The sequence below is a fragment of the Pseudomonas sp. S9 genome, assembly GCF_000222125.1.
In the GTDB taxonomy this organism is placed as follows: Bacteria; Pseudomonadota; Gammaproteobacteria; order Pseudomonadales; family Pseudomonadaceae; genus Aquipseudomonas; species Aquipseudomonas segetis.
Map to the genome: position 1 here is coordinate 24,115 of NZ_AFFX01000001.1, position 15,746 is coordinate 39,860.

Here is a 15,746-nt window from a genome sequence, read left to right on the forward strand (position 1 = left end):
GAGGTGGAGAACATGGTAGGTATATCAGGTCTTGGTGGTTCCGGTTTGGATATCGACAGCATTGTCACCGCCCTGGTGAATGCTGATTCAGCCCCGAAGACTGCGCAGCTGTCTCGCCTTGAAACTGCCACGACTTCCAAGTTTTCTGCCTTGGGAACCCTCAAAGGCGCATTGAGTGAGTTCCAGACGGCCTTGGCCGGGCTCAACGACATCAAGTTGTTCGAGAACCGCACTGCCAGTTCGTCGAATACCAGTTCAGTCACGGCTACTGCCACCAAGAATGCCCTGCCGGGTAGCTATTCGGTTGTGGTCAATAGCCTGGCGACCTCAAGTAAAGTCGCCAGCGCCACTGTTGCCAGTACTTTTGAGAGTGGTGCTGGCGAGGAAACATTCTCGGTTCAACTGGGCAGCTCCGGTGCGGTCACCGAAGTGAAGATTGCCGCAGGTTCTGATCTTGCCAGCACCCGCGACCAGCTCAATGCTGCGCTCAAAGAGCAGGGCATCAGTGCCAATATCGTCAATAATCCGAGCACCGGAGAATCGCGCCTGGTCTTTAGCTCAACCACCACCGGCGCCGGCAACGACATTATTGTCAGTGGCACGGGTAACTTATCTGCGCTTGATGCAGACGGCACCCAAGCCCTCAACAGTACTGATCCAGCAAGTGCAGGTTTCATCACCCAGTCTGCCGATGCCGAGTTCAGTATTGACGGCCTGGTGCTGCACAGCAAAACCAATACCGTTACTGATGCTATCCCCGAGGTGACGCTTTCCTTGGCGGCTGTGACCGAGGCCGGCAAGACCGCGACAGTGAAGGTTGGTCAGGACACCTCTGGTGTTACTGCGAATATCAAGAAATTCGTCGACGCCTATAACACGCTTATCACGACCAGTAATGAGCTGACCCGTGTGGTCAGCGTGGGCGAGGGCAAGGAGCCTGTGGTCGGAGGCTTGGTCGGTGACGCCACGGTGCGTAACCTGCTCAGTTCTGTTCGCAACGAGCTGGTGAATCCGGCAGATCAAACCGGTATTCGCACGCTTTCCGACATGGGCATCACCACACAAAAAGACGGCACCCTGGCTATTGATGATGACAAGTTAAAGACAGCGTTGAGTGACAACTTTGACTCTGTAGGCACCTTCTTCACCGGAGATACCGGCATAACCGGTCGTCTGGACAGCAAGGTTGATGGTTTTGTCAAAAATGGCGGTGTGCTTGAGCAGCGTATGGATGGCCTGCAATCAACCTTGACCGATATCGATAACCAGAAAGAAGACCTTAATCGTCGGATCGAGTCACTGCAGACACGCCTGTACAAGCAATTTAACGCAATGGAATCATTGGTCACCCAACTCAACCAGACCAGCGATCGCTTGACTCAATCGCTTGAAGCATTACCGGGCTTCGTCAAGAAGGATAAGTAAGGTATGGGCCAGCAGCCGATTGATATGTACAAGCAGGTCGCCGTCAGCCAGGAAGTCAGCCAATACCGCGCCGTGCAGATGTTGCTCGATGGCGCCATTGAGCGTCTGCGCAAGGCGCGCAAAGCCCAGGCTGACAACCAGCCGGCTGTGCGTGGTGAAGCGGTCAGCAGCACGCTTAGCATCATAGGCGCCTTGCAGGGTAGCCTGGATATGGAGCTGGGCGGAGAGTTGGCGCAAAACCTGGATTCACTCTACGACTACATGACGAGCCGCCTGGCGGGTGTTGCGCTGGATAAAACCCCGCGATCGATTGACGAGGTTGAAACCTTGCTGGGCCAGATTAAATCGGCCTGGGATGCGATCGCCCCGGAAGTCGAAACCGCCTAAGCTTGTCTACCGTGAGTCTAGCCCTTGGCTGTTGAGCTCAAGCTCAAGCCAAGCGGCTCTATTGCGGCGTTTTCAATTGAGTTGTTCACCCTTAATGGTGAATAAATTAGCGTTTTTGATCCCGGCTATTTCCAAGGTTTTTAAGCATTTTTTCACTCAGAAATCGTTAAAGCTTCTTGCCGCTGCGCCGATAGCTTAAGCATCAGGCACAGATATAAGCGAGAGCGACAATGTACGCGATGGCAGCGATGAAGCAGTACCAAGCCGTTAACACTCAGGTCCAGGCTGTTGATGCAAGCCCGCACCGCTTGATCCAGATGCTCATGGAAGGTGGCTTGACCCGTATCGCCCAGGCGCGTGGCGCCATGGAGCGTGGCCAGCTTGCCCTCAAGGGTGAACTCATTGGTAAAGCCATCGGTATCGTGGGTGGCTTGCGCGACGGTCTGGATCTGCAGCAAGGCGGTGAGCTGGCAGCAAACCTGGACAGTCTGTATGAGTACATGTCGGCGCGTTTGTTTGAAGCCAATGTGAAAAACCAGGCTGAGCCACTTGAAGAAGTAGCGAGCCTGTTGCGTAATATTAAGTCCGGTTGGGACGCGATCGGTTAATGAACTTCTGAAAAACTACTGCGCTCGATATCACGGCGTTAAAAAACGGCTCACAGCCTTTAGGCTGAACGAACTTCAGTTCGGCCCCGAAGGGGCGAGCAACGCGAATCAAATGCTCGTTTAGGCAACTAAAGTCGAGCGCGGCCTAGGTCGCTTTTTCGCATTTTTTGACTCGCTGCGCGCGCCCTTCGGGCCAGCCTTTGGCTGTTACTCCTGTTGGTCGTTGCGCTTTGTTCTATCGTCGTTCGCTACCTTTTTCAGCGAGTCACCCGGCATTCGGAGTAAGTTATGAGTTCATCAGTACAACGCCTGCAAGACACCGGAAGTGCACTGCGTAGCGCCTTGGCTACTCAGGACTGGGCTGCAATCGGCAACCTCGACCTGCAGTGTCGCGAGGCTGTGGATGAAGCCATGCTTGATGTCGCCGGTGACGAAGAGGCCTTGCGCTCGCGGATGACCGAACTGCTTGATTTGTACCGCGAGCTGGTCAGCGTCTGCCAGTCCGAGCAAAAGCGCCTGGCAGGTGAGTTGGTGCAGCTTAACCAGGCGCACAGTGGTGCCAAGGTTTATCAGCTGTTTGGCTAAGAAATAGCTGAAAAACTACTGCGCCAGGTATTACCGAGGGGCTGATATCGCGTCAGTCCCCCTTGGCTGTTGCTCATCCCAACCGCGGATGATTCCTAAGCTGTGGTTTCTCCATGCAAGCTGCGCGGCTGTTTTCCAGCGCCTTGGCCTTGCATCCAAGGCCGCTTTGAGCCTGTATTCACGCGCCCTGGGCCCTTCTTTTGCGATCAAGCTCAGATATTGGCATTGGTCGGACAGAGCAAATAAAACACGCCATAAAATTGACATATGCCGGGTTAATTGATTTAACTTAACGGCTAAGTGCTGGCTGTTTAGATAGTGATCCAGCCCGATTTTTCACTCCCGGACATGAAATAAAACTATGTGGCGTGAAACCAAAATTTTGTTGATTGATGACAACACTGAGCGTCGCCGCGATCTTGCGGTGATTTTAAATTTTTTAGGCGAGGAACATCTGGCGTGTGACAGCGCCTCGTGGAAAACCACGGTTGCCGAGTTGGAGTCGAGTCGCGCGATGTTGTGCGTCATGCTTGGCGATGTGCAAAGCAGTGGGGAGCTGCTGGAGCAAATCAAGCAACTGGTAAGCTGGGATGAGTTCCTGCCGGTGTTGCTGATTGACGCAACGGTTCATGCTGATTGGCCCGAGGATATTCGTCGCAGCGTGCTGGCCAGCCTTGAGATGCCGCCCAGCTACAACAAATTGCTTGATTCGTTGCACCGCGCTCAGGTGTATCGCGAAATGTACGATCAGGCGCGTGCCCGTGGTCGCCAGCGTGAAGCCAATCTGTTTCGCAGCCTGGTTGGTACCAGCCGTGCCATCCAGCAAGTGCGGCAGATGATGCAGCAAGTGGCGGATACCGAAGCCAGTGTGTTGATACTTGGCGAGTCTGGTACCGGCAAGGAGGTTGTTGCGCGTAACCTGCACTACCATTCCAAGCGCCGTGAAGGGCCCTTTGTCCCGGTCAACTGCGGTGCCATTCCTGCCGAGTTGCTGGAGAGCGAGCTGTTTGGTCATGACAAGGGTGCCTTTACCGGAGCGATAACCAGCCGGGCAGGGCGTTTTGAGCTGGCCAACGGCGGTACCTTGTTCCTTGACGAAATTGGCGACATGCCACTGCCAATGCAGGTCAAGCTGCTGCGCGTGCTGCAAGAGCGCACATTCGAGCGGGTGGGGAGCAACAAGACCCAGATTGCCGATGTGCGCATCATCGCCGCGACCCACAAAGACCTGGAAAGCATGATCGAGGCAGGCACCTTTCGTGAAGACCTGTATTACCGGTTGAATGTGTTCCCCATCGAGATGGCGCCCCTGCGTGAGCGCATTGAAGACATTCCGCTGCTGATGAACGAATTGATCTCGCGCATGGAGCACGAAAAGCGCGGTTCGATCCGTTTCAATTCGGCAGCGATCATGTCGCTGTGTCGTCACGACTGGGCGGGCAACGTGCGCGAGCTGGCGAACCTGGTCGAGCGCATGGCAATCATGCATCCCTATGGGGTGATTGGCGTGGGTGAACTGCCCAAGAAGTTTCGCCATGTGGATGATGAAGACGAACACGTGCACGAGCCCATGTTTGACGAGTTTGAGGAGCGGGCGGCCATTCTTGCCGGCTTGCCAGGCCCCGAAACTGCACCGCAGCTACCGGCTGAAGGCATCGACCTCAAGGATTACCTGGGCAGCCTTGAGCAGGGCCTGATCCAGCAGGCGCTTGATGAGTCCAATGGCATTGTTGCGCGCGCAGCCGAGCGTTTGCGTATCCGGCGTACAACGCTGGTTGAGAAAATGCGCAAGTACAACATGAGCAGGCGCGATGAAGAGGGCATGGACGACTAACAAAGATTAGTCATTCCCTTGGCGCGAACCCATTAAATAAGGCCGAAGCTTTGACGTTAGCTTCGGCCTTATTTTTTATCTGATTGATAATAAAGGATATTTTTTTAGGCACGGGTATTGCTAACACTCATGCAACCGACTGTCTTATGACGGCACGCTGCGCGAGATAGAAGAATGACTAGCACTGCCCAAACTGCTGAAAACACCAACCAAATGCCCACTGAACCGGCCGAGCAGGCGGGGCGTGAGAGTTTGCAGCAAGCATTTGAGATGTTTAATCAGATGTCCAACCAGCTCAGCGAGTCCTACAGCTTGCTGGAGTCACGGGTCACTGAGCTCAAGGGGCAGTTGGCGTTGGTCAGTGCGCAACGCATGCAGGAGCTGGCCGAGAAAGAACGTCTGGCACTGCGCCTGCAAAGCTTGCTTGATCTGCTGCCGGGCGGCGTGATCGTTATCGATGGCCAGGGGGTGGTGCGCGAGGCCAATCCGGTTGCGCGTAACCTGCTGGGCAAGCCCCTTGCCGGCATGCTCTGGCGTGAAGTGATCGCCCGCAGTTTTGCCCCGCGGGAAGACGATGGTCACGAAGTCTCGCTCAGGGATGGTCGACGCCTGGCGATTGCCACGCGTTCACTGCAGGGCGAACCTGGCCAGTTGGTGCTGCTCACCGACCTGACCGAAACCCGCCGCCTGCAGGATCAGTTATCACGCCACGAACGTTTATCGGCCCTGGGCCGAATGGTGGCTTCGCTGGCTCATCAAATTCGTACGCCGCTGTCGGCCGCGCTGCTCTATGCCAGCCACTTGACTGAACAGGTATTGCCGGCCGAACAGCAACAGCGTTTTGCCGGACGCTTGAAAGAGCGCCTGCATGAACTTGAGCATCAGGTGCGCGACATGCTGATATTCGCTCGTGGTGACTTGCCCTTGCCGGATCGAATCACGCCAAAGGCTTTATTCAATGCCTTGCGTGCAGCGGGTGAAGCCCATGTGCAAGGCATGCAGGTGCGTTGGCAGTGCGACAGCTACAGCGGTGAGTTGCTTTGTAATCGCGACACCTTGGTGGGCACGGCGCTGAACCTGGTGGAAAACGCCATTCAGGCTTCAGGTCGTCAAGCACGCTTGAAAATACATCTATACAGCCGCGACAACAGTTTGCGGCTGTGCATCAGTGATGACGGTCCCGGTATTGATGCGCCGACTCTGGCGCGCCTCGGCGAACCCTTCTTCACCACTAAAACCACGGGTACCGGATTGGGACTTGCGGTGGTCAAGGCTGTAGCTAAAGCCCATCAGGGCGAGCTGAAGTTGTTGTCCAGACCGGGGCGCGGTACCAGCGCGTTATTGATTTTGCCGCTGATCAGCGCGGCGCAAATGATTGTTCAGGAGTAACCGCCATGGCCGCTAAAATTCTATTGGTCGAAGATGACCGCGCGCTGCGTGAGGCACTTGCCGATACCTTGAGTATTGGCGGGCACGATTACCACGCGGTGGATTGTGCCGAGGCCGCGTTGCTGGCCCTGGAGCAAGAGCCATTTGGCCTGGTAGTCAGTGACGTCAACATGCCGGGAATGGATGGTCACCAATTGCTTGCCACCATCCGTCAGCGTCTGCCGCAAATGCCGGTGCTGTTGATGACCGCCTTTGGCGCCGTTGAGCGAGCAGTCGATGCTATGCGTCAAGGCGCCGCCGATTATCTGGTCAAGCCCTTTGAACCCAAGGCATTGCTGGCGCTGGTTGATCGTCATGCGCGTGGCCTTGTGGCCTGCGGTGAGCAACAAGGCCCCATTGCTGTGGAACCTGCAAGCGTGCAACTGCTCGACCTGGCTGCGCGGGTGGCGCGCAGTGATTCCACGGTATTGATCACGGGAGAGTCGGGGACAGGCAAGGAAGTTCTGGCGCGCTACATTCATGATCAATCGCCACGTGCGAACAAACCGTTTATCGCGATCAACTGCGCAGCGATTCCAGACAATATGCTTGAGGCCACGCTGTTTGGCCATGAGAAGGGCTCCTTCACCGGCGCCGTGAACAGTGCCCCGGGCAAGTTTGAGCTGGCCAATGGCGGCACTATCTTGCTCGACGAAATTTCTGAAATGCCCTTGCCATTGCAGGCTAAGTTGTTGCGGGTGTTGCAGGAGCGTGAGGTCGAGCGTGTCGGTGGGCGCAAGCCGATTGAACTGGATATTCGCGTGCTCGCCACCAGTAACCGCGACATGGCCGGCGATGTTGCTGCCGGGCGCTTCCGCGAGGATTTGTATTACCGGCTTTCGGTCTTCCCTCTGGCCTGGATGCCATTGCGTGACCGGCCGGCCGATATAGTGCCTTTGGCCGAGCGGCTGCTGGCCAAGCACGTCAAGAAAATGAATCACGCCCCTGTACGATTCTCTGCGCAGGCGCAAGCCAGCTTGTTGGCCCATGCCTGGCCAGGCAACGTGCGCGAGCTGGACAATGCTGTGCAGCGCGCGCTGATTTTGCAGCAGGACGGTATGATCCAGCCCCAGGACTTGTGCCTGGCGGCACCCGTGGGCGCCAGCTCCTTGGCGCCTGTCGCCAGGCCTGCTCAACCGACGGTGGCGCCAATCGAGGTGGTGATCGAAGAAGTAGAGGCGCCAGAGTCGGGAGCCTTGGGCGAAGACCTTCGTCGTCGTGAGTTCCAGGTGATTATCGACACCTTGCGAACCGAGCGCGGACGGCGCAAGGAAGCGGCTGAACGCCTGGGTATCAGCCCGCGTACCCTGCGTTACAAGCTGGCGCAAATGCGCGATGCCGGGATGGATGTAGAGGCGTATCTCTACGCCAGCTAGGCCCTTCTCTACAGGGCTCGGCAGCGTCAGCTTGCCTATCGAACCTCAGGCTAAATTATCGGCGCTGATTGCTGGTGGAAGGATGTAGCGTCTTCCAGCCTACGGCGAAGTGTAGGGTGCGACATTGCGCAGCTTGTCCACCGAAAGTCAGGCCAAATTATCGGCGCTGATTGCTGGTGGAAGGATGAAGCGTCTTCCACCCTACGGCGAAGTGTAGGGTGCGACATTGCGCAGCTTGTCCACCGGGGCATAACCCGTGCTTTGAGTGTTTGCCAGCGCAAAGCGTCAATCATCCGATCGCATCAGAATAATTATCCATCAGCGCTTAACTGGCATCCTTGTTGCTAATAACCCTGTATAGCGCCGCGAAGTGTCAAAAAGAAAGCGGCCAGTGGAGGAAGTTATGAGCCAAGGCATTGAATTTAATCGACTGATGTTGGAAATGCGTTCCATGCAGGCAGATGCCATGGCGCGTCCAAAACCTGTATCAGCCACACCTGAACCAGGTAAAACCTGTATCAGCCACACCTGAACCAGGTGCGCCGAGCTTTTCCGAAATGCTTGGCCAGGCGGTTGGCAAGGTCAATGAAACCCAGCAGGCTTCCACTCAGTTGGCTACCGCCTTCGAGATGGGTAAAAGCGGTGTTGACCTGACCGACGTGATGATCGCCTCGCAAAAAGCCAGCGTTTCATTCCAGGCCATGACCCAGGTGCGTAACAAGCTGGTTCAGGCGTATCAAGACATCATGCAGATGCCGGTTTAAAGGCGGAATTTGACTCATGGCTGACGCTCTCTCGGCAAATATGCCGGCTACCACCGGCGCCTCTGGCGACTCGAAGAAACCCTTGTTTGGCCTGGCATTTCTGGAAAATCTCTCGGAAATGACCATGCTGCGCCAGGTCGGCCTGATGGTTGGTTTGGCGGCAAGCGTGGCGATTGGCTTTGCGGTGGTTTTGTGGTCACAGCAGCCCGACTATCGTCCGCTTTATGGCAGCCTCGACGGCATGGATGCATCACAGGTGATGGAAACCCTGTCGATGGCTGATATTGCTTACACCGTCGAGCCAAACTCTGGCGCCTTGCTGGTCAAGTCCGAGGACATGGCCCGTGCCCGCATGCGTCTGGCGGCGGCAGGCGTTGCGCCGAGCGACAAGACCATGGGCTTTGAAATCCTTGATCAGGAACAAGGCCTTGGCACCAGCCAGTTCATGGAGGCCACCCGCTACCGTCGCGGCCTCGAAGGTGAGTTGGCGCGCACTGTTTCGAGCCTCAATAATGTCAAGGCCGCACGCGTGCACCTGGCGATTCCGAAGAGCTCGGTGTTCGTGCGCGATGACCGCAAGCCGAGCGCCTCGGTATTGGTCGAACTTTATCCGGGGCGTGGGCTGGAGCCGAGCCAGGTGATGGCGATCGTCAATCTGGTGGCCACCAGCGTACCTGAACTGGATAAATCGCAAGTCACGGTGGTCGATCAAAAGGGCAATCTGCTCAGCGACCAGCAGGAAAACTCGGCGCTGACCATGGCAGGCAAACAGTTTGATTACAGCCGTCGCCTTGAAAGCCTGATGACCCAGCGTGTGCACAATATCCTGCAGCCGGTTTTAGGTTCAGGCCGCTATAAGGCCGAAGTCTCAGCCGACGTTGATTTCAGCGCTGTTGAATCGACTTCGGAGATGTTCAATCCAGACCAGCCCGCACTGCGCAGCGAGCAGAAAACCGACGAGCAACGCAGCAGTAGCTTGCCCCCGCAAGGAGTGCCCGGCGCGCTGAGCAATCAGCCGCCGACGCCAACCAATGCGCCGCAACAAGCCAATGCGCCGGCTGCCGCAGCACCTGCAGGTCCGGTCGCGGCGGGGCAACCGCTGCTCGATGCCAATGGCCAGCAAGTGATTGATCCGGCTACAGGCCAGCCAATGCTGGCGCCGTTCCCGGCTGATAAACGTGAGCAGTCGACGCGCAACTATGAGTTGGATCGTTCGATCAGCCACACCAAGCAACAACAAGGTCGCCTGCGCCGGTTATCTGTCGCTGTAGTGGTTGATGATCAGATCAAGGTTGATCCTGCAACGGGCGAAACCACCCATGTGCCCTGGACCAGCGATGAGCTGGCACGCTTTACCCGACTGGTTCAGGACTCTGTTGGCTTCGATGCCAGCCGTGGTGACAGCGTCAGCGTCATCAATACGCCGTTTACCGCGGTTACTGGCGAGGAGGTTGTCGACATTCCGTTCTACACCCAGCCGTGGTTCTGGGATACGGTCAAGCAAGTGCTGGGCGTGCTGTTTATCCTGGTGTTGGTGTTCGGTGTGTTGCGTCCGGTGTTGAATAACATCACCGGCGGTGGCAAGAGCCGTGAATTGGCAGTGGCCGGCGGCGCGGATGGCGATGTAGAGTTAGGCGACATGGCCGGTGGCCTGGCGGCAGATCGGGTCAGCCTTGGCGGCCCGCAAAGCATCCTGTTGCCTAGCCCGAGCGAAGGCTATGACGCGCAGCTCAATGCAATTAAAAGTCTGGTTGCCGAAGATCCGGGCCGGGTTGCTCAGGTAGTTAAAGAGTGGATCAACGACGATGAGTGAAGGTCGCGCGAACGCCAAGTTAGATAAGGTCGAGAAGGCTGCAATCCTGCTGCTGTCATTGGGTGAAACCGACGCGGCCCAGGTCCTGCGCCACCTTGGCCCCAAGGAAGTGCAGAAGGTCGGCGTGGCCATGGCTGGAATGCGCAATATCAACCGTGACCAGGTCGAATTGGTGATGGGGGAGTTCGTCGAGATCGTTGGCGACCAGACCAGCCTGGGCGTGGGTGCCGATGGCTACATCCGCAAGATGCTGACCCAGGCCCTTGGCGAAGATAAAGCAGGCAACCTGATTGACCGGATTTTGCTTGGCGGCAGCACCAGCGGCCTCGACAGTCTGAAGTGGATGGAGCCGCGGGCGGTGGCTGACGTGATTCGTTACGAGCATCCGCAGATCCAGGCCATTGTCGTGGCCTACCTGGACCCCGACCAGGCCGGTGAAGTGCTGAGCCACTTTGATCATAAAGTCCGTCTGGATATCGTCCTGCGCGTGTCTTCGCTGAACACCGTCCAGCCTGCGGCCTTGAAAGAATTGAACCTGATCCTGGAGAAGCAGTTCTCCGGGAACTCCAATACCAGTCGCGCCAGCCTTGGTGGCATCAAGCGCGCCGCGGATATCATGAACTTCCTCGACAGCTCTGTTGAAGGACAGTTGATGGATTCGATTCGTGAAGTTGACGAGGATCTGTCGACCCAGATCGAAGACCTGATGTTTGTCTTTGACAACCTGGCTGATGTTGATGATCGCGGCATCCAGGCGCTGCTGCGCGAGGTGTCTTCCGATGTGCTGGTGCTGGCGCTCAAGGGCGCTGACGAAGCGATCAAGGAAAAGGTGTTCAAGAACATGTCCAAGCGAGCGGCCGAGCTGCTGCGTGATGACCTTGAAGCCAAGGGGCCTGTGCGCGTCAGCGATGTCGAGACCGCACAGAAAGAAATTCTCACCATCGCCCGCCGCATGGCCGAAGCCGGGGAGATCGTCCTTGGTGGCAAGGGCGGCGAAGAAATGGTGTAAGCCGCTATGGCTAAAGAAGTCCAGAGCGAGCTTATTCGCGCCGGCGATATCAATGCGCTCGATGTCTGGTCGTTGCCGAGTTTCGACCAGCATCCAGACACCGCCAATGAGCTTGCAGTCGAGGCGCCTGATGAACCGCCTGCCGATGCGCAGCTCGACAGCGAAGAGGTGGCGCCGGAAGACGTCAAGCCTCTGACGCTGGATGAGCTTGAAGCCATTCGCCAGGAAGCCTACAACGAGGGTTTGTTGACCGGCGAACGTGACGGTTACCATGCCGGGCAGCTCAAGGCCAAGCAGGAAGCCGAGGCCGCATTGGCCAGCAAGCTTGAAGGGCTTGAGCGGGTGATGAGCCAGTTGTTCGAGCCCATTGCCGAGCAGGATCAGCAAATCGAGGCGGCCATGGTCGACCTGGTCAGCCGCATCACCCGAGAGGTGATCCAGCGTGAGTTGGCGCATGACTCCAGCCACATACGCCAGGTGTTGCGAGAGGCTTTGAAGTTATTACCCATTGGCGATGACAATGTGCGGATTCACCTTAATCCGCAGGATTACGACATCATCAAAACCTTGCGTGATCGCCACGAGGAAAGCTGGCGGATTCTCGAGGACGAGTCACTGCTTCCGGGCGGTTGCCGGGTGGAGTGTGCCAACAGCCGGATCGATGCGACCGTTGAAACGCGCATCACCCAGTCGCTCAAGCAACTCTTCGAACAACAGCGCGAACAGGCGGTGCATCCGCTTGAGGCCGATATGCATATTCCCCTGAGTTCAGCGGAAAATCCCACACGTGAAACTTGAGCGCGTTAGTTTTGCCAAGCGCTTGAGTGGCTACAGCGAGGCGATCAGGCTGCCAAGCTCACCCGTGGTCGAAGGACGTTTGCTGCGGGTGGTCGGTTTAACCCTTGAGGCCGAAGGTTTGCGTGCCTCCTTGGGCAGTCGCTGCATGGTCATCAACGAGGGCAGCTATCATCCATTGCAGGTCGAGGCCGAAGTGATGGGGTTTGCCAACGGCAAGATCTTCCTGATGCCGGTCGGCAGCCTGGCTGGCATAGCCCCGGGGGCGCGTGTGGTGCCCTTGCCGGATACCGGACGCCTGCCGATGGGCATGTCGATGCTCGGCCGGGTGCTTGATGGCACAGGTGCCGCGTTGGATGGCAAGGGGCGGATGAAGGCCGAAGACTGGGTGCCGATGGACGGCCCGCAAATCAACCCGATGAAGCGTCATCCGATTGACCTGCCGCTGGATGTGGGCATTCGTTCGATCAATGGCCTGTTGACTGTGGGGCGAGGCCAGCGTCTGGGTCTATTTGCCGGTACAGGCGTCGGTAAAAGCGTGCTGTTGGGCATGATGACGCGTTTTACCGAAGCCGAGATTATTGTCGTGGGGCTTATTGGCGAGCGGGGCCGCGAGGTCAAGGAATTCATCGAGGAAATACTCGGTGAAGAGGGCATCAAGCGCTCGGTCGTGGTGGCTTCGCCTGCTGACGATGCCCCCTTGATGCGCTTGCGCGCTGCCACCTATTGCACACGAATTGCCGAATACTTTCGTGACAAGGGCAAGAATGTCCTGTTGCTGATGGATTCGCTGACCCGTTTTGCCCAGGCCCAGCGCGAAATTGCCCTGGCCATTGGTGAGCCGCCAGCTACCAAGGGATATCCACCATCAGTTTTCGCCAAATTGCCAAAGCTGGTGGAGCGTGCGGGTAATGCTGAAGAAGGTGGCGGTTCAATCACGGCTTTTTACACCGTGTTGAGCGAAGGTGACGATCAGCAGGACCCCATTGCCGATGCCGCGCGGGGGGTACTCGACGGGCACATTGTCTTGAGTCGACGCTTGGCCGAAGAGGGCCATTATCCGGCGATTGATATCGAAGCCTCGGTGAGCCGGGTGATGCCGCAAGTGGTGACGCGTGAGCATCTGCAGAACGCCCAGCGGTTCAAGCAGCTGTGGTCGCGCTACCAGCAAAGTCGCGACCTGATCAGCGTTGGCGCTTATGTGCCGGGTGGCGATGCGGACACCGACCTGGCCATTGCCAAACGCCCGCAAATGGTGGCTTTTCTGCGTCAGAGCCTGGACGAGAGCGAGGGTTTGTCGAGCAGTTCAGCCCAGCTTGCGAGCACATTCACTCCGCCAAATAATACTCAAGCATGAGTAAACGTCGTGCTCAACAGCTGGCGCCGGTGGTGGAAATGGCCGAGCGCGCCGAGCGTGAAGCTGCTGTGCAACTGGGGCGGGCTCAAGCGCTGCAGGGCCAGGCCGAGGTCAAGCTGGGTGAGCTTGAACGCTACCGCGCCGATTATCAGCAACAATGGATGACTGAAGGTCAGCGTGGTGTATCCGGGCAGTGGCTGATTAACTATCAGCGCTTTCTTTCCCAGTTGGAAACCGCGATTGCCCAGCAGCAGCAAAGCCTTGATTGGCATCGCAATAATGTTGATAAGGTTCGCCAGGCCTGGCAGCAGCGGTATGCGCGCCTCGAAGGCCTGCGTAAATTGATCCAGCGCTACCAGGATGAAGCGCGTCAACTTGAGGACAAGCGCGAGCAGAAAATGCTCGATGAGTTGTCGCAACGGCTGGCCGGTCGCGAGCGGTTTTAAGCGGCCTTCTGGATGAAATCGCAAAAAAAGCATTTGGCCTTATGCCTGGGCGCCGTTAGTGTGTCTGCGCAGTGTTTTCGGTGATGGGCGAATCAAGGAGTGTCGCGCCGTGGTAGCACATGTTGATGAAGTCATAATTGCCGGACTGAAGGACGTCATGGGTAATGAGTACCCGGTCTTGCTCGAGGCCTACCTGCAAGACTCCCGTGAGCGCCTGCGATTGGCCGAGCATGCGCTTGCCGAGAACGATATGTCGGCCCTCTGCCTGGCCATACACAGCTTCAAGGGCAGTTGCGGCAATGTCGGTGCATATGAGCTGGCGCGCCTATGCCAGGCGCTAGAGCTGGCAGTCGAGCAACACAACAGGCCCTTGCGTGACCAACTGTTTGCCCAGATCAAAATCGAACTGGCCGCGGTCAGGATTTTTTTCCAGCTCGAAATTCAGGCTTCCCAAGCCGATTAGATTCTCCTCGCCAACCCATACAGGCGAACTTGGCCTGGCTCTTGCTATCTCCCAGTACGAACCAATCCGTATGGAGAGTGCCGATGTCCGGTGCAGCTGACTTACTGCTCAAACCAGCAGTCGATTTAAAGCCCAAGGTTGCGGCGGCCAAGCCTCAGGCAAAACCTGCCGAGCCCCGTGGCCGTGAGGCTTCCAGCTTCGCTGAGGTCTACGCCAATGAGCGTCAGGCCAAACCGGCCGAGCGCGCAAACAGCTCGACAAAAGCGGCGAATGAGCACAAACCCAAGGCGGCCGATGATGCCGGTGCGGATGCCAATGGCGAGGCTCAGCCGCAAACGGTTGCCGAAAGCGGCAATTCCTTGCCGACCGACCCGGCGATGACCCAGGGTGAGGGCGAGGAGGGGCAAGCCGATGCACCGCCATCGACTGAAGAGACCGATGAGTTGTTCGGCCTGCAATTGAATGCCGACCAGCTTGCGCAGATGACAGCGGTCTCGGCCAACTTCAAAAGCTCGGGGCCGGCCAGTATGACCGATGCCAGTTTTGATGCCGACCTTGATGCCATGAACCAACTGCCCGCGGTACGCATGGCTTTGGATATCGGCAAGGCACAAGCGGCGGCCAATGCCGAACAGAAATCACCCGGCGCAGTAGCGGCGCAAACTTCGCTCAACCCCGAGCAGAGCTTTGCCAGCGCAATGGCGGCGATGGGCAACAAGTTGCAGTCAGGCGAGAAAACCCTGGCCGACGAATTCAACTTGAGTGATCTCACCGCCGAAGCGCTGGATAGCCTCAAGGAGAGTTCCGCCGATACCAAGCCGGAAAACTTCGTGAGCAAGCTCAATGCGCTGAGCCAGGCTGTTACCCAGCAAACCTCGCTTACTCCGAAACTTCCGGTGGTCGGTACGCCAATCGCGATGCAACAGGGTGGCTGGACCGAGGCAGTCGTGGATCGGGTCATGTACTTGTCGAGCCAGAACCTCAAGTCGGCAGAGATCCAGCTTGATCCGGCAGAGCTGGGGCGTTTGGAAGTGCGTATTCACATGAACCATGACCAGACCCAGGTTTCCTTTGCCAGCGCCAATGCGGCGGTGCGCGATAGTCTTGAAGGGCAAATGCACCGCTTGCGCGAGATGTTTACCCAGCAGGGAATCAATTTGCAGGATGTCAGCGTCACCGACCCGAACCAGGGGCGCGGTTGGCAAGGGCAGGGGCAAAACCAGCAGCAAGCGGGCAGTGACAGTCAGCGTGGGGCTTCTGGCTCAAGCTTTACCGGCAACCATGAGGAGGAATTGTCGATTAGCAGCATCGAGCAGCGTGCCACGGCCTATGGAGCGCCTCGCAGCATGGTCGACTATTACGCATGAGTATATTGCTGGCACAGGGCGTGACAATGCCAGGCTTGTCCATCAAGCTTGTCAGCAAGTAGTCAGGTTGCACGCGTTATGAACTATGG

14 protein-coding genes and 1 pseudogene are annotated in these 15,746 nt (G+C 57.3%); all 15 read left to right on the forward strand.

Going from position 1 to position 15,746, the window contains the following annotated elements; genetic code table 11:
- Window positions 1–12: 12 nt before the first annotated feature.
- The 15 genes and pseudogenes from fliD (at window position 13) to PSES9_RS0100205 (ending at window position 15,657) form a co-directional block, all read left to right on the forward strand.
- Complete coding sequence (gene fliD / locus PSES9_RS0100135) at window positions 13–1,425, forward strand: flagellar filament capping protein FliD (protein WP_010482879.1); 1,413 nt, start codon at window positions 13–15, stop codon at window positions 1,423–1,425.
- Window positions 1,426–1,428: 3 nt separating this feature from the next.
- The gene (fliS, locus tag PSES9_RS0100140) at window positions 1,429–1,812 is read left to right on the forward strand and encodes a flagellar export chaperone FliS (RefSeq protein ID WP_010482881.1); all 384 of its coding nucleotides are present in this window, start codon (window positions 1,429–1,431) and stop codon (window positions 1,810–1,812) included.
- Between the two features lie 230 nt (window positions 1,813–2,042).
- On the forward strand, window positions 2,043–2,420 hold the full coding sequence (gene fliS, locus PSES9_RS0100145; RefSeq protein ID WP_010482883.1) for a flagellar export chaperone FliS: 378 nt from the start codon (window positions 2,043–2,045) through the stop codon (window positions 2,418–2,420).
- Window positions 2,421–2,708: 288 nt separating this feature from the next.
- Window positions 2,709–3,005 carry a hypothetical protein gene (locus PSES9_RS0100150; protein WP_010482885.1) on the forward strand — a complete coding sequence of 99 codons (297 nt, stop codon included), beginning with the start codon at window positions 2,709–2,711 and terminating at the stop codon, window positions 3,003–3,005.
- 361 nt (window positions 3,006–3,366) lie between these two features.
- Entirely contained in the window at window positions 3,367–4,839 is a 1,473-nt protein-coding gene (locus PSES9_RS0100155; protein WP_010482887.1) for a sigma-54 dependent transcriptional regulator, read from the forward strand.
- Between the two features lie 174 nt (window positions 4,840–5,013).
- Entirely contained in the window at window positions 5,014–6,228 is a 1,215-nt protein-coding gene (locus tag PSES9_RS0100160; protein WP_010482889.1) for a sensor histidine kinase, read from the forward strand.
- A gap of 5 nt (window positions 6,229–6,233) precedes the next feature.
- Complete coding sequence (locus PSES9_RS0100165; protein WP_010482891.1) at window positions 6,234–7,643, forward strand: sigma-54-dependent transcriptional regulator; 1,410 nt, start codon at window positions 6,234–6,236, stop codon at window positions 7,641–7,643.
- Window positions 7,644–8,046: 403 nt separating this feature from the next.
- Window positions 8,047–8,407: pseudogene (fliE, locus tag PSES9_RS22835) on the forward strand (flagellar hook-basal body complex protein FliE).
- Window positions 8,408–8,423: 16 nt separating this feature from the next.
- Entirely contained in the window at window positions 8,424–10,220 is a 1,797-nt protein-coding gene (fliF, locus tag PSES9_RS0100175) for a flagellar basal-body MS-ring/collar protein FliF (protein WP_010482895.1), read from the forward strand.
- The gene (gene fliG, locus PSES9_RS0100180; protein ID WP_010482897.1) at window positions 10,213–11,229 is read left to right on the forward strand and encodes a flagellar motor switch protein FliG; all 1,017 of its coding nucleotides are present in this window, start codon (window positions 10,213–10,215) and stop codon (window positions 11,227–11,229) included. The genes fliF and fliG overlap by 8 nt, the downstream gene beginning before the upstream one ends.
- Before the next feature lie 6 nt (window positions 11,230–11,235).
- Window positions 11,236–12,027, forward strand: a complete 792-nt coding sequence (fliH, locus tag PSES9_RS0100185; protein WP_010482898.1) for a flagellar assembly protein FliH — start codon at window positions 11,236–11,238, stop codon at window positions 12,025–12,027.
- Window positions 12,017–13,381 (forward strand): flagellar protein export ATPase FliI, encoded by a 1,365-nt coding sequence (gene fliI / locus PSES9_RS0100190; protein WP_010482900.1) that lies wholly within the window; start codon window positions 12,017–12,019, stop codon window positions 13,379–13,381. Before fliH ends, fliI begins: the two co-directional genes overlap by 11 nt.
- The gene (fliJ, locus tag PSES9_RS0100195; protein WP_010482902.1) at window positions 13,378–13,827 is read left to right on the forward strand and encodes a flagellar export protein FliJ; all 450 of its coding nucleotides are present in this window, start codon (window positions 13,378–13,380) and stop codon (window positions 13,825–13,827) included. The genes fliI and fliJ overlap by 4 nt, the downstream gene beginning before the upstream one ends.
- A gap of 109 nt (window positions 13,828–13,936) precedes the next feature.
- A complete protein-coding gene (locus PSES9_RS0100200; protein WP_010482903.1) occupies window positions 13,937–14,290 on the forward strand; it encodes an Hpt domain-containing protein in 354 nt (117 codons plus the stop codon).
- A gap of 83 nt (window positions 14,291–14,373) precedes the next feature.
- Window positions 14,374–15,657: a flagellar hook-length control protein FliK gene (locus PSES9_RS0100205; RefSeq protein ID WP_010482904.1), complete on the forward strand. Its 1,284-nt coding sequence runs from the start codon at window positions 14,374–14,376 to the stop codon at window positions 15,655–15,657.
- The last annotated feature ends 89 nt before the right edge of the window (window positions 15,658–15,746 follow it).

Bases quoted from the DNA above. Each gene is read 5' to 3' on its own strand.
- fliD (WP_010482879.1), top strand. From the start codon at position 13: ATGGTAGGTATATCAGGTCTTGGTGGTTCCGGTTTGGATATCGACAGC.
- fliS (WP_010482881.1), top strand. From the start codon at position 1,429: ATGGGCCAGCAGCCGATTGATATGTACAAGCAGGTCGCCGTCAGCCAG.
- fliS (WP_010482883.1), top strand. From the start codon at position 2,043: ATGTACGCGATGGCAGCGATGAAGCAGTACCAAGCCGTTAACACTCAG.
- PSES9_RS0100150 (WP_010482885.1), top strand. From the start codon at position 2,709: ATGAGTTCATCAGTACAACGCCTGCAAGACACCGGAAGTGCACTGCGT.
- PSES9_RS0100155 (WP_010482887.1), top strand. From the start codon at position 3,367: ATGTGGCGTGAAACCAAAATTTTGTTGATTGATGACAACACTGAGCGT.
- PSES9_RS0100160 (WP_010482889.1), top strand. From the start codon at position 5,014: ATGACTAGCACTGCCCAAACTGCTGAAAACACCAACCAAATGCCCACT.
- PSES9_RS0100165 (WP_010482891.1), top strand. From the start codon at position 6,234: ATGGCCGCTAAAATTCTATTGGTCGAAGATGACCGCGCGCTGCGTGAG.
- fliF (WP_010482895.1), top strand. From the start codon at position 8,424: ATGGCTGACGCTCTCTCGGCAAATATGCCGGCTACCACCGGCGCCTCT.
- fliG (WP_010482897.1), top strand. From the start codon at position 10,213: ATGAGTGAAGGTCGCGCGAACGCCAAGTTAGATAAGGTCGAGAAGGCT.
- fliH (WP_010482898.1), top strand. From the start codon at position 11,236: ATGGCTAAAGAAGTCCAGAGCGAGCTTATTCGCGCCGGCGATATCAAT.
- fliJ (WP_010482902.1), top strand. From the start codon at position 13,378: ATGAGTAAACGTCGTGCTCAACAGCTGGCGCCGGTGGTGGAAATGGCC.
- PSES9_RS0100205 (WP_010482904.1), top strand. From the start codon at position 14,374: ATGTCCGGTGCAGCTGACTTACTGCTCAAACCAGCAGTCGATTTAAAG.